Below are 12787 nucleotides of genomic sequence, written 5' to 3'. Positions count from 1 at the left end.
GGCGATCTCAGTCGTCGCCGAGCGGCGAGTGGTGATCGAACGCTCGCTCGCCGTGCTTCCAGTAGCCGGTCACGGCGATCTGCTCGGTGGGCAACGCCAGCTCGCGGCGCAGGCATCGGCGCACGTCGGCCATCGCCCCGGCCTCGCCCGCGGCGAAGACGAAGGTGCGTGGGCCGATCTCGCCGAGCGCGCGGACCGCGTCGATGAGGTCGTCGGGCCGGTCGACCCAGGTGACGGATGCCGCGCCGAGCAGGTCTGCGTACTCACCCACGCCGGCGCGGTCGGCGGCGACGACCACGCGTACCTCGGCACCCTCGGGCGCGCCCGCGACCCAGCGAGACAGCGCCGGAAGGGCGGTGGCGTCACCGACGAGCACCAGCCCGTCGATGTCGTGGGGCAGGCCGCGCGAACCCCTCGGGCCACCCATCGCGACGACGTCGCCCACGGCGACGCGTTCGGCGAAGACCCGTGCGGGACCGGTGTGCTCGTGCAGCACGAAGTCGAGATCGAGTGCGGCGTCGTCCGATGCGGCGGGCCTCGGCAGCGGAGTGAAGTCGCGCGCAATGGGCGCGGATCCGGCCGGACGGACGACTCGCCCGTCGACGACGGTGGGCGCCACCAGCTCACCGGTCTCGGGATCGGGCAGGAACAGCTTGACGTGATCGGTGGGGCCCAAGCTCGAGAAGTCGTGGAGGTCGGGCCCGCCGAGCGTCACGCGGCGGATCTGGGGACCGACCTCGCGAACCGCCGTCACCTCGGCGGCGCGGATTCGGAAGACGTGACGAGTTCCCTCACGGGTGAACGCAGGGGCGGGGGGCGTGGAGGCAGTGGCCTCGGGCATGCGGACTCCTTGTGGTGCCATGCGGGCACCGTCGACGGGCGCGCCAAGTGCTGACCGCGCCTCGTCCATTCTCGGCCACGTACCGGAGAACCCGCTCAGAGCCGGAGACTCGCATCAGACGTGGACGAATGGCGTACAAATGTTACGCGGTGCGGACAACCGTCTCTTGTGAAGCGGAGATGAATCTCCGTAGGCTCCCCTGCAAGCCCTCGGAACGAACGGCCCGCTCGGCCGGGTTCCGAGGGCTCGTGTCGCCAATCGCGGCATTCCGTTTGCAAGGGAGTCAACGATGACCATCAGCACGAGACCACCGAAGCGCCGCCGACGTACCGCTGTCGCGCTGGCGGCCGGCGCCGCGTTCGCCATCGCAGCGCCGCTCGCCGCGACCGCACCGGCCACGGCCGACGCGAACTTCCCCTCGACCGAGGGGAATACGAACATCGCGAGCATCCTCACCTACGCGGATGTCGTGAAGGAGCTCGACCGGCTCGAGCGCACGTCGCGGTTCGGAATCGACGTGTCGACCCTCGCCGAGATCGGCACCGCGGTCAACACGTCCGAACAGGGGCGCGACCTCTACGTCGCCACGGTCGGCGACGGGCCCGAGGCCGTGTGGCTGCAGGGTCGCATCCACGGCAACGAGCCCTACGGCGCCGATTCGCTGCTGGCCGTGCTCAAGGAGCTCGGCACCAACGGCTCGCCCGACTGGGCGCTGCTGCGCGACACGTACACCTTCCACGTCATCCCGACGTACAACCCCGACGGCACCGACCTGAACATCCGCCACACGATCCTGCAGGACGGCTCGAACAAGCGCATCGACCTCAACCGCGACTGGGGCGTCGGCAAGTTCGAGGCCACCGAGTCCGAGGCGTTCTACGAGTACTGGACGATGGTGGACCCGGCCTTCGCCATCGACATCCACCACCAGGGCCTGAAGCGCGAGCGCGGCGACGGCGACGAGGTGACGCTGTCGCTCGGCATCTCGCTGGCCCCCGGTGGGCCGACGCTGCCCGGCATCGAAGGCGGCGCCTACGACGTGCTGACCCGTCAGATGCAGGTGCACGTCTATGACGAGCTCTCGAAGTACGGCTACATCAACATCGATCGCTACGACGTCGGCCGCGGCGTCGAGATCGACATCAAGGGCGGCGTCGTGTCGGCCATGATGCTCGGCCTCGACTACAACGGGCTGAACCCCGAGGGCCACAGCAACCCCGCGATCTTCTTCGAGACGAGCGGCAACTCGTCCGACGGCAGCCTCGGCCAGAAGGCGCGCGGCAAGTCCATCAACCAGAACGTGCTCGCCCTCAAGGAACTGCTCCTCGGCATGGCGACCGGCGAGGTCCAGCAGGAGGACGCGGCTCGCTGGGACGAGATCCCGCACGCCCCGGTGACGGCCTACCAGACCGACGACGGCATCATCCCGGCGTCGTTCTGACGCGATGACGAACGGCGGCAGGTTCACGCATGGGACCTGCCGCCGTTCGGCGTCTGCCGAAGGCTGGAGTCAGGCCTCGACGAGCGCTCGCCGCACGACCGACGTGAAGAACCCGAGGCCGTCGACGCCCGACCGCATCGCGGCGGCAGTGTCGGGACCGAAGCCGGGCTCGACCGCGTGCTCGGGGTGCGGCATGAGCCCTACGACGTTGCCGTGTTCGTTGGTGATGCCGGCGATGTCGCGCAGCGATCCGTTCGGGTTCACGTCGACGTAGCGGAACACGACCCGCCCCTCGCCCTCGAGCCGGTCGAGCACGTCGTCGGAGGCGATGAACCCGCCCTCGCCGTTCTTCAAGGGAATGGTGATCTCCTGCCCCTGCTCGAACCCGCTCGTCCAGTCGGTCGAGGCGTTCTCGACCCGCATCACCTGGTCGCGGCAGATGAACGCGCCGTGGTCGTTCCGGATCAGCCCGCCCTCGAGCAGGCGTGCCTCGGTCAGCATCTGGAAGCCGTTGCAGATGCCGAGCACGGGCATGCCCTGCTTCGCGGCATCCGCGACCTCGTTCATGATGGGGCTGAGCGAGGCGATCGCGCCGCAGCGCAGGTAATCGCCGTAGCTGAATCCGCCCGGCAGGACGAGCGCGTCGACACCCTCGAGGTCGTGCGACCCGTGCCACAGTGCGACGGGCTGAGCGCCCGCGAGTCGAACCGCCCGCTGCGCGTCGCGATCGTCGAGCGAGCCGGGGAAGGTGATGACACCGATGCGCATGTCGTCTCCTCTCAGTGCGTCTCGCCGGCGGGAGCGACGTACCCGGTGTCGGTGTGTTCGGATGCCGCGTGCACGGCCTCCTCGGCGAGCTCGGCGTTCGACTGCTCGAAGTGGATGCCCACCACGTCTTCGATGACCGAGTTCGAGAGGATGTCCTCGGCGATCTGCCGGACGCTCGCCTTCAGCGCGTCGTCGATCGGGCCCTCGACCGAGAGCTCGAACCGCTTGCCGATGCGCACGCCGGTGATCGCTTCGTGCCCGGTGCGGGCGAGGGCGCCGACGACGGCCTTTCCCTGCGGGTCGAGCAGTTCGGCCTTCGGCATGACCTCGACGACGATGGTGGGCACTGCGGTGCTCCTTCGGTGGGGGGTGGGGATGCCTCGATTCTATCGGCGCGGCGCACGCCCCTCGACCGTGGCGAGGTCGCCGTAGACTGCGGCCGTGGCTCGCCGATGGGCAGGGCGCGAGCGGCTGACGGCCGCCGACGCGTCGAACATCGTGATGGACGCGCCCGACCAGGTCAACGCGTTCCTCATGGCCGGCGTGCTCGCTCCCGGGGGCCCGATCGGCTCCGACGGCTCGGTGGATGTCGAAGGGCTCCGCGCCGCGGTCGCCGCGGTCATGCCATCCACGCCGCGCCTGGCTCAACGAGTGGTGCCCGACGGACGCGGCTTCGCGTGGGAGCCGGTGCCGCTCGACCTCGGCCGCCACGTGCGCCTGGTCGACCAAGTCGACGGCCTGCCCGGGCTGGAGGCGCTCTGCGCGCGACTCATGGTGACGCCGCTTCCGCTCGACCGGCCGCTCTGGGAGCTGCTGCTCGTGCCGGGCGTCGCGCCGCAACGCGTGGGCGTCGTGTTCCGCATCCACCACGCGATGGCCGACGGACTCGCCGCGGTGCGGCTCATCCAGCTGCTGCTGCGTCCGGCGACGGGCGAGACGGATGCCTCGTCGTCGCCGTCTCCCGAGAAGGCCGCCGCCGAGACGTCCACGACCGGCCTGCCGATGCGGCCGCCGGTGCCCGTGCACCGCACCCTCCGCACCCGGCTGCGGACGCTGGCCTCGGGCTGGGAGCGCACCGCCGCGGTGCTGCGCCCGGCGGTGCCGCCCACCGTGCTGCTCGGCCCGATCGGCCCGCGCCGCGGCGTCGCGTTCGTCGACACGCCGCTCGGGGCACTCGACGCGGGTGCCGACACGGTCGGCGCCACCGTGAACGATGCGCTGCTGGCAGCGGTGGTCGGGGCCGCCGAGGCGGCGCTCGGCGCCCGGGGCGAGCCGGTGCCGCCGGTGCTGCCGGTGAGCGTCCCGGTCGCGCTCGCCCAACGTGGTCGCTCGGGCAACGCCGTCGGGGTGATGCTCGTGCCCCTGCCGACGGGTGAGGCCGAGGTCGCGGTCCGCCTCCGCCGCATCGCCGCGTTGACGCGGGAACGCAAGGCCGACGCGCGCTCCCGGGGGTCGTTCGAGCTGACGCGGACCCGGTTCGGTGCGCGCCTGTTCATGCGGCTGGTGCGGCATCAGCGACTCATCGTCATGTTCGTGACCAACGTGCCGGGCCCGCGGCATCCGCTCGCGCTCGCCGGGGCGCCGCTCGAACGGGTCTGGCCGCTCGCGGCAATCCAGGGCAACGTGCGGCTCGGCGCCGCCGCGCTCTCGTACGACGGCGTGCTCCGCTGCGCTGCGCACTGCGACGCCGACGCCGTGTCGGCGAAGGTCTTCCGCGAGGCGCTGCGGAGCGAGCTGGCCCGGGTGGCGGCGCTCGCCGAGGGCTCCGGCTAGCGGAGACCCGCCGTCACGTTCGGGAGATCACGAGGTACGCGAAGTACGCGAGATATGCGCTGACGAAGATGGCGCCCTCCAGCCGCGACACCCGCCGATGGCTGATGAAGACCGGCATGCACGCCAGTGTCGCGGCCACCATGACGGGGATGTCCACGAAGGCGAGCTCGGGCGGCACGGGGATGTCGCCGATCGGCACGACGCTCGTCACGCCCAGGATCAGGAGGATGTTGTAGACGCTCGACCCGATCAGGTTGCCGACGGCGATGTCGCGCTCGTTGCGGAGCGTGGCCACGATCGCGGTGACGATCTCGGGCGCGCTCGTGCCGATCGCCACGATCGTCAGGCCGATGAATGCGTCGGACACGCCGAAGAGGCGGGCGAGCTCGACGGCGCCGTCGACGAGCCAGTCGGCCCCGAAGCCGATGATGACGAGACCGACGAGGAGCATCACCGCGTTGACGAGCAGCTGCCTGGTCGGGTGCTTCGTGAGCCGGACCGCGTACTCCTCGTCGAACTCGGCGCGGACGGCCACGCTCTCGCGTCTCGCATTTCGCACCGTCAGCACCGTGAAGAGGACCGCGCCGGCGATGAGGATGACCCCCTCGAGCGTCGTGAGCCACCCATCGAGCCCCATGAGGAAGAGGACGAACGCGGCACCGATGATGAACGGCAGGTCGAACCTGATCGTCTGGCTGCCGAGCGGCAGCGGCCGGATCACCGCGACGAGGCCGAGGATGAACAGCAGGTTGAACGTGTTCGTGCCGGCGATGTTGCCGACGGCGAGCGCGCCGTTGCCCTGGAGGGCGGCATCGATGCCGACCGCGAGCTCGGGAAAGCTCGTGCCGATCGCGACGATCGTGAGGCCGATGATGAGGGGCGAGATGCCCAATCTCGCCGCCAGCTGGGCGCCGCCTCGCACGACGAGCTCTGCTCCCCCGATCACGGCGACCACGCCGACGATGAAGACGAGGGCGGCCATACTTCACCATATCGGCGGGTCCACCGGCCCCCGATGCGACCGCCGGAGGCTCAGCGGCGCAAGGCTCCCCGCACGATCGAGCCCAGCCACACGAGCACCGCGACCGCGGCTGCGCCCGCGAGCACCGCCACGAGCACGGGGTGCTCGCGATACTTCACCTCGAGCCACGGGCCGGCGTCCTGCATCGCATCCTCCACCTCGCTGCGCGACTCCCGAGCGGGCGTCGACGCGCTGCTCGCGGCGTCGGCCACCGCCGCTGCGCCACGTCGGGCAGCCTTCGCGGCGGCGGACTTCATGGCGTCGAGCGTCTCGGCGGTCTCCTGCGACGCGCGGTCGGCGGCCGCCCTCGCCTCGTCGATGGACTGCTGTGTGCGGTCGTCACCGCGCTGCGCGTCGACGCCGCTCATCGCCGCCGACCCAGCCGTCGCGTGACGGCCGCGAGCAGCACGACGGCGCCGACCGCTGCACCGATCACCACGCCGGGACGCCGGCGGTACTCCTCCTTGATCTTCTCGGTCCACTCGCCCGTGACGCGCTTGGCCTGGTCGGCGAAGTCGTCGAGATCAGCCTGCTGCGCAGCGTCACGCAGCGTCGCGCCCGCCTGCTTCGCGGCATCCGTCAGCCTGCTTGCCGGCGATCCCGAGGGCGCACCCACCGAGTCGACCGGTTCGCGGTCGCCGGGGTGGCGATCCTCGCCGGGGCCGGCCGGCGCGGCCGTGGCCTCGCCCGACGTCGTGCCCTGCGGTCCAGTGGGTGTCGTCTGCTCATCGCTCATGCTCGTCGCTCCTTCGGTCGCAGCGCGCCCCGGCGGTCGAGGGCGCTGAGTCCCTCTCAGCATCGCCGTGCGCACTTCCGACGTCGAGGGCGTTGACACGCGGCGACGAGCCGTTCATGCCGCCGGACGGGATCCGGCCCGGTCGGCCTTACGCCAGCCCGGCCCGCTCGGTGAGCACCTCGCGCAGGATGTCGCGGGTTGCGGCGAGCCCGCGGTGCACCTCCTCGAAGCTCGTCGACAACGGGGACAGGCCGATCCGCAGGCCTCCGGGGTCGCGGTAGTCGGGGATCACGTCGCGCTGCCAGAGCCGGGCCGTCACCTCGCGCATGGCGAAGTGGTTCAGCGTGACGTGTCCGCCGCGCTCCTCGGGATCGATCGGGGATGCGAGGGTCACGCCGAGCGGGCCCAGCCACTCGTCGGCGACCGTGATCGCGAACGACGTGAGCGCGACCGACTTCGCGCGGATCGCCGGCATTCCCGCCTCCTCGATCATCGCGAGGGTGTCCTCCATGGGAAGCATCCCGACGATCGGCGGCGTCCCGCTGATGAAGCGACGGATGCCGCGAGCCGGCGTGTACTCGGGCCCCATCCCGAACACATCGGCCGTGCCCATCCACCCCTGGATGGGCTGCGCGAGAAGGCCCTGCAGGTCGTCGCGCACGTACGCGAAGGCCGGCGAGCCGGGTCCGCCGTTGAGGTACTTGTAGGTGCATCCGACGGCCAGGTCGAACTCCCAGTGGTCGGCCCGCACGGGAACCGAGCCCGCGGAGTGGCACAGGTCCCAGAGCACGAGCGCGCCGGCGTCGTGGGCGATGCGGGTCAGCTCGGGCGCGTCGGCGAGGTACGCCGATCGGTACGCGACATGGCTCAACACGACGAGCGCGGTCTCGGGCCCTGCGGCCTGGGCGAGCTGTTCGGGCGTCACCCCCGACGCGGTGTCCACGTCGATCCAGCGCAGTCGCATGTCGCGCTCCCGAGCGATGCCCTCGAGCACGTAGCGGTCGGTCGGGAAGTTGTCGCGATCGACGATGATCTCCCGGCGGGCGGGGTCGCGGGCCAGCTGCGCGTCGACCGCGGCCCTGGCGAGCTTGTAGATGAGCACCGTGGTGGAGTCGCCGATGACCGTCTGCCCGGCCTTCGCCTCGATCACGGCGCGTCCGATGCGGTCGCCGATCTCGAACGGCAGCTGCATCCACGCTTCGTCCCATCCGCGGATGAGCCTGCCGCCCCAGTCGTCGTGCAGGAATCCAGCCATGCGGTCGATCGCCGACCGGGGCGGACGCCCGAGTGAGTTCCCGTCGAAGTAGACGAGGTCGGTTTCGGCTCCCGCGAACCGCTTGCGGTAGTGCGCGAGCCCGTCGGCTCGGTCCATCCGCCGGGCGTACGCGAGGTGGGGGTCGAGCGTCACAGGTCCTCCAGGTCTTCGGCGGGCACGATGCCGGCACCCGTGAGCCACCGCGCCAGGTCGGCGGGCGTCTCGGGCGGCGGACCGGGCACGAACGTCGCGATGGCGTCGGTGCGAGTGCGGCGCGGCCACGGGTCGGTGAGTGCGGTGAGCACATCGGATGCCGCGAGCCCGGCGGCGACGAGGGCGGCGACCTCCTCGGGATTCACGCCGAGCGGCTGCTCGCCGTTCCCGAGATCGGTTCCGTAGAGCACGCGTCCGCCCGCCGCATGGAACCTCGCGAGGTTGTCGATCGCACGATCGCGATCGGGCGACGGCGCACCGTAGCTGGTCACGAAGATGGTGGAGATCCAGCGCTGCCCCGCGGCGATGGCGCGAGCCAGCAGCGCATCGTCGACCTGCTCGGTGAAGGGCGTGTGCGCGAGCACGTCGACGCCGGCGTCGACCGCGAGCCGCGTCATCCCGTCGCCCTCGACGTGCGCGACGACCGGAAGCCCGCGCTCGTGGGCGGCGGCGACGATCGCATCGAGCGTTCGCCGGTCGAACACCGGTCCGACGTCCGCGTTCAGTGCGACCTTGACGACGGATGCCCCGAACGACTGCTGCTCGCTCACCGCGATCGAGACGGCGTCGGGCAGCGCTGAGCGCCCATCGCCCGCCACTGGGTCGAGCTCGCGCGCCGATCCGGCGGGCGCCCACGGCCGGCCGACGGGATACCCGCCGGGAGCCGTGAGGAAGGTGCCCGCGAAGTCGACCTCGGGCAACCCGTCGCGCTGCCGACCGGCCGCGACGAGCTCGAGCGGCGCCCCGAGATCGACGACCCCGGCGATCGCGGTGTCGGCGAGCGCCTCGGCGCCGACCAGCATGAGGTGCACGTGATGGTCGACGAGCGGCGGCAGCGCCGTGCCGACCTCGCCGGGGTGCTCGCCGCTCAGCGAGCGACGGACCCGGCGGGCGAGCGGGCCGAGCGCTGCAAGGGGGTCACCTCGGGCGACGTCGGGGTGCGGCATCCCCGGCGTTCGCCCGACACGACCCCCGTACGAGGCGGAGCTCTGCGAATCGGCGGCGCGCGGCATCCGTCACCCCGGGATCTCGGTGCGCACGGCGTAGAGCTCGGGGAAGAACGTGAGCTCGAGGGCGCGCTTCAGGAACGGTGCGCCGCTGGATCCCCCGGTGCCCGTCTTCGAGCCGATGATGCGCTCCACCGTCTTCAGGTGGCGGAATCGCCAGAGCTGGAAGTTCTCCTCGAGGTCGATGAGCTCCTCGCAGGTCTCGTACGCGGCCCAGTTGTGGTCTGGATCGGCGTAGATCGTCGCGAACACGGGGACGAGCTCGGGGTGGTACGTCCAGGCGAGGGTGACGTCGCGCTCGAGCACGTCGGTCGGGATCGCGTACCCGGCGCGGGCCAGCATGCGGAGGAACTCGTCGTAGAGGCTCGGCGACTCGAGTGCATGCTGCAGCATCGCGCTCGCCGAGGAATCGGACTCGAAGATCTGGAGCATCTTCGCGTTCTTGTTGCCGAGGACGAACTCGACGGCACGGTACTGTGCCGACTGGAATCCGCTCGCATTGCCGAGCACGCCGCGGAACTGCCCGTACTCGCTGGGTGTGAGCGTCGCGAGCACCGACCACTGCTCGGTCAGCGTCTTCTGGATGTGCTTGACGCGCGCGATGCACTTGAGCGCCTGGGCGAGCTCATCGGACCGGAGCAGGTCGCACGCCGTCTCGAGCTCGTGCAGCACGAGCTTCAGCCAGAGCTCGGTCGTCTGGTGCTGGATGATGAACAGCAGCTCGTCGTGATGCTCGGGCCGCGAGATCGGCCGCTGGGCGGAGAGCAGCGTGGGCAGGTCGAGGTAGCCGCCGTAGCTCATGCGGTCGCTGAAGTCGGTGACGACGGATGCCTCGATGCGGCGGGTGTTGCCGGCGACGGGCTCGTCGGGTACATCGTTGTCGGGCACGACGTCAGCCTAATAGCCATGCGCCCCAGCGGTTCGGGCGCGACGGGCGCCCCCTCCCGGCCGGAGCCGGCTGATGCCCGCCGCGCCGCGTCCCTCCCCCCGAGGGCCGCCGGCCCCGCTTCAGCGAAACGGAGTCGACTCTCCGAATAGTACCTGGTCCGCACCGCGGAGGAAACTCGGGGCGGAGAGTGCACTCCGGGCGTACAGTGAATTCGTGAACTCGACGGCGTCGACCCGACGCGACGCGCGACGCAACCACCAACGGCTCCTCGCCGAGGCGAGGAGGCTCTTCGCGGAGCGCGGCATCGAGGCGCCGCTCGACGAACTGGCCGTCCGGGCGGGCGTCGGCGCCGGCACGGTCTACCGGCACTTCGCCAACCGCGACGCCCTCGTGCGGGAGCTCTACGACATCGGCGTGGGCGAGTTCCGCGACCTGCTGCCCGAGATCACCGAGGCCGAGACCGGATGGCTGTCGGTCGAGCTCTACCTCGAGCGCCTGGCCGAATGGCTCGCCGAACGGCCGTACGTACCCGGTGTCATGCGCCGAATGTCCGAGATCGATCCCGAGTACCGCCCCGGAGCCGAGTTCGAGGACGTGATCAACGGCATCGTCGATCGGGCGAAGTCGGAGGGCTCGCTCCGCCCCGACGTCACCGGAGTCGATCTCGCCGTGCTCGTCGACATGCTCGGCTCACTCGGCCAGTACGGGGGCGCCTACCTGCCGTACTGGCGGCGCCAGCTCGTCATCGTGCTCGACGGTCTTCGCGCCGGAGCCGACCCGACGCCGTTGCCCGGCGTCGGGCAGGCGTTCGACGAGTTCCACGACATGACGCACGCGAGGTCGCCGCGACCCGGCCCGACGGTGATCGAGTAGCACCCGGCGCAGCCGATGCGTATCGAGATCCGCGTCTCGATACGCGTCGCCTTCAGCGCGCTACTCGACGTCCGACGCCGCGCGCACCTCGACGAGGTTCGCCCACGGGTCGTCGAACGCCAGTGTGCGACCGTCGTCGCGCGTCTCGACGCCGTAGTGCGACATCCGCTCGCCGAGCTCGCCGAGGTCATCGGCTCCGGGCACGACGATCTCGACCTTGCCGAGGCCCAGGGCCGGGCTGCGACGGCCGGCGCCCGCGCTGTTCCAGGTGTTCATCGCCATGTGGTGGTGGTAGCCGCCGGCCGAGACGAAGAGCGCCTGACTGCCGTACGTGGTGGTCGTCTCGAAGCCGAGGCGATTCACGTAGAACTCGCGTGCACTCGGGATGTCGCCCACCGAGAGGTGCACGTGGCCGACGATCGCGTCGCCCAGCCCGGTGCCCGCGGTCGCGGCATCCACTGCGCCCTGGCTCAGGTGCTCTGCGAGGTAGCGGTTGGGGTCGAGGAAGATGGTCGCCATCTCGACCTGGCCGTGCACCCAGCTCCACTGCGAGCGGTCGCGGTCGAAGTAGAGCTCGACGCCGTTGCCCTCGGGGTCGGTGAAGTAGAACGCCTCGCTCACGAGGTGATCGGAACTGCCGGTGAACGTGCCGGGGTACCGGATGGCGACCGAGTACACGGCGGCGGCGAGCGCCTCGCGCGTGTCGAAGAGGATCGCCGTGTGGAAGAGGCCGGCGCTTCGCGGCGATGCGTGCTTCAGCTCGGGCGCGTACTCGAGGATGACGACCGGGGTCGTGCCGCGGCCGAGCACCGCGACGGGGCCGTCGTGGCTGAGGAGCTCGAGGGTGACGCCATCGCGGTAGTAGCGGATCATGCCATCGAGGTCGCCGACCCGCAGCGTGACGGCCCCCATGCCGGTGTCGGCGGCCAGCAGGCCGCCGGTTGGGAGTTCATTGGTTGTAGTCACAACTATTGCAACCGGTGTGTCGCGGCGGGTATTCCCGCTTCTGCACGTGGCATCGGAGGCCCCTCAGGCTGCGCCGGTGAGGCGTTCCACCAGGGTTCGATAGCGGTCGGCGGTCTGCTCCACGATCTCGTACGGCAGCGTGGGTGGTTCCTCGACGGCCTCACGGTCCCAGTTCGTCGCGAGCCAGTCGCGCACGATCTGCTTGTCGAAGCTCGCCATGCGCAGCTCCGGCGTCGCTTCGGAGACGTAGCCTGCGGCATCCCAGTACCTGCTGGAATCGCTCGTGAGCACCTCGTCGGCGAGGGTCACGACACCCGTCTCGCGGTCTGCACCGAACTCGAACTTCGTGTCGGCGAGGATCAGTCCGCGATTCTCGGCGATGGCGGATGCGCGCGCGAAGATCTCGAGCGACAGGTCGCGCAATCGGGTCGCGACCGGCTCGCCGACCAGCTCGATGGTTCGCTCGAAGGAGATGTTCTCGTCGTGCTCGCCGAGGGGCGCCTTCCATGCGGGCGTGTAGATCGGCTCGGGCAGCCGGTCGCCGTCGACGAGCCCCTCGGGCAGTCGGATGCCCCCGATGGCGCCCGTGGCCCGGTACTCCTTCCACCCACTGCCCGTGAGGTAGCCACGCACGACGCATTCGACCGGGAACATGTCGAGCGTGCGGCAGAGCATGGAGCGGTCGGCGATCTCGCCCGGGATCTCGGGCAGCCCGCGCTGCTCGTGCGGCGCGGCGAGATGGTTCGGCACCTCGGGCAGCTGATCGAGCCACCAACGCGTGAGGCGGGTGAGCAGCGCCCCCTTGCCGGGGATGGCCGGCTCGAGCACCTCGTCGAACGCGCTCACCCGGTCGCTCGCCACCACGAGCACGACCGGCGAGAGCTGCAGGGGATCGCCCGTCCACGAGTCGTCGTCGGTCATCGCCGCCGTGGGAACATACAGGTCGCGGACCTTGCCCGAGTAGACATGGGTCCAGCCGAGCAGGTCTGCGGCGTCGGTCATCG

At 70.7% G+C, this 12787-nt stretch carries 13 protein-coding genes and 1 pseudogene; 3 read left to right on the top strand and 11 right to left on the bottom strand.

Features of this window, described 5'->3' with window-relative positions; all coding sequences use genetic code 11:
- Positions 1-7 precede the first annotated feature (7 nt).
- A complete protein-coding gene (locus HUS56_RS00390; protein ID WP_173921425.1) occupies positions 8-841 on the bottom strand; it encodes a siderophore-interacting protein in 834 nt (277 codons plus the stop codon).
- 289 nt (positions 842-1130) lie between these two features.
- On the opposite strand from HUS56_RS00390, the gene HUS56_RS00385 reads away from it, so the two are divergent.
- On the top strand, positions 1131-2282 hold the full coding sequence (locus tag HUS56_RS00385) for a M14 family zinc carboxypeptidase (protein WP_173921424.1): 1152 nt from the start codon (positions 1131-1133) through the stop codon (positions 2280-2282).
- Positions 2283-2351: 69 nt separating this feature from the next.
- On the opposite strand, the gene purQ is transcribed toward HUS56_RS00385, so the two are convergent.
- Positions 2352-3050: a phosphoribosylformylglycinamidine synthase subunit PurQ gene (purQ, locus tag HUS56_RS00380; protein ID WP_173921423.1), complete on the bottom strand. Its 699-nt coding sequence runs from the start codon at positions 3048-3050 to the stop codon at positions 2352-2354.
- Between the two features lie 113 nt (positions 3051-3163).
- Positions 3164-3397: pseudogene (gene purS, locus HUS56_RS00375) on the bottom strand (phosphoribosylformylglycinamidine synthase subunit PurS); the annotation flags it as partial.
- 94 nt (positions 3398-3491) lie between these two features.
- Between purS and HUS56_RS00370 the strand changes: the two are divergent.
- Complete coding sequence (locus tag HUS56_RS00370; RefSeq protein WP_173921421.1) at positions 3492-4823, top strand: wax ester/triacylglycerol synthase domain-containing protein; 1332 nt, start codon at positions 3492-3494, stop codon at positions 4821-4823.
- A gap of 13 nt (positions 4824-4836) precedes the next feature.
- Here the strand turns inward: HUS56_RS00370 and HUS56_RS00365 are convergent, their stop codons facing one another.
- The 6 genes from HUS56_RS00365 to kynA form a co-directional block, all read right to left on the bottom strand.
- Positions 4837-5805, bottom strand: a complete 969-nt coding sequence (locus tag HUS56_RS00365; protein WP_173921420.1) for a calcium/sodium antiporter — start codon at positions 5803-5805, stop codon at positions 4837-4839.
- A gap of 50 nt (positions 5806-5855) precedes the next feature.
- The gene (locus tag HUS56_RS00360) at positions 5856-6212 is read right to left on the bottom strand and encodes a hypothetical protein (protein WP_173921419.1); all 357 of its coding nucleotides are present in this window, start codon (positions 6210-6212) and stop codon (positions 5856-5858) included.
- Positions 6209-6580: a hypothetical protein gene (locus HUS56_RS00355; RefSeq protein WP_173921418.1), complete on the bottom strand. Its 372-nt coding sequence runs from the start codon at positions 6578-6580 to the stop codon at positions 6209-6211. The genes HUS56_RS00360 and HUS56_RS00355 overlap by 4 nt, the downstream gene beginning before the upstream one ends.
- A 148-nt stretch (positions 6581-6728) precedes the next feature.
- Positions 6729-7952, bottom strand: coding sequence for a kynureninase (locus HUS56_RS00350; RefSeq protein WP_173921472.1), 1224 nt, complete (start codon positions 7950-7952; stop codon positions 6729-6731).
- Between the two features lie 32 nt (positions 7953-7984).
- Positions 7985-8995 (bottom strand): hypothetical protein, encoded by a 1011-nt coding sequence (locus HUS56_RS00345; RefSeq protein ID WP_173921417.1) that lies wholly within the window; start codon positions 8993-8995, stop codon positions 7985-7987.
- Positions 8996-9064: 69 nt separating this feature from the next.
- Positions 9065-9943: a tryptophan 2,3-dioxygenase gene (kynA, locus tag HUS56_RS00340; protein ID WP_256368769.1), complete on the bottom strand. Its 879-nt coding sequence runs from the start codon at positions 9941-9943 to the stop codon at positions 9065-9067.
- Positions 9944-10157: 214 nt separating this feature from the next.
- On the opposite strand from kynA, the gene HUS56_RS00335 reads away from it, so the two are divergent.
- Positions 10158-10817 carry a TetR/AcrR family transcriptional regulator gene (locus tag HUS56_RS00335; protein WP_173921416.1) on the top strand — a complete coding sequence of 220 codons (660 nt, stop codon included), beginning with the start codon at positions 10158-10160 and terminating at the stop codon, positions 10815-10817.
- A gap of 60 nt (positions 10818-10877) precedes the next feature.
- Here HUS56_RS00335 and HUS56_RS00330 read toward each other — a convergent pair whose 3' ends face one another.
- Both HUS56_RS00330 and HUS56_RS00325 read right to left on the bottom strand, forming a co-directional pair.
- Positions 10878-11729, bottom strand: coding sequence for a VOC family protein (locus HUS56_RS00330; protein ID WP_173921470.1), 852 nt, complete (start codon positions 11727-11729; stop codon positions 10878-10880).
- A gap of 117 nt (positions 11730-11846) precedes the next feature.
- Entirely contained in the window at positions 11847-12785 is a 939-nt protein-coding gene (locus tag HUS56_RS00325) for a phosphoribosylaminoimidazolesuccinocarboxamide synthase (RefSeq protein ID WP_173921415.1), read from the bottom strand.
- Positions 12786-12787 lie beyond the last annotated feature (2 nt).

It is taken from the genome of Agromyces sp. Marseille-P2726 (assembly GCF_902809835.1).
Taxonomy (GTDB): domain Bacteria; phylum Actinomycetota; class Actinomycetes; order Actinomycetales; family Microbacteriaceae; genus Agromyces.
The sequence above is the reverse complement of the archived record's forward strand: the minus strand, read 5'-3'. Positions and strand labels throughout refer to the sequence as shown.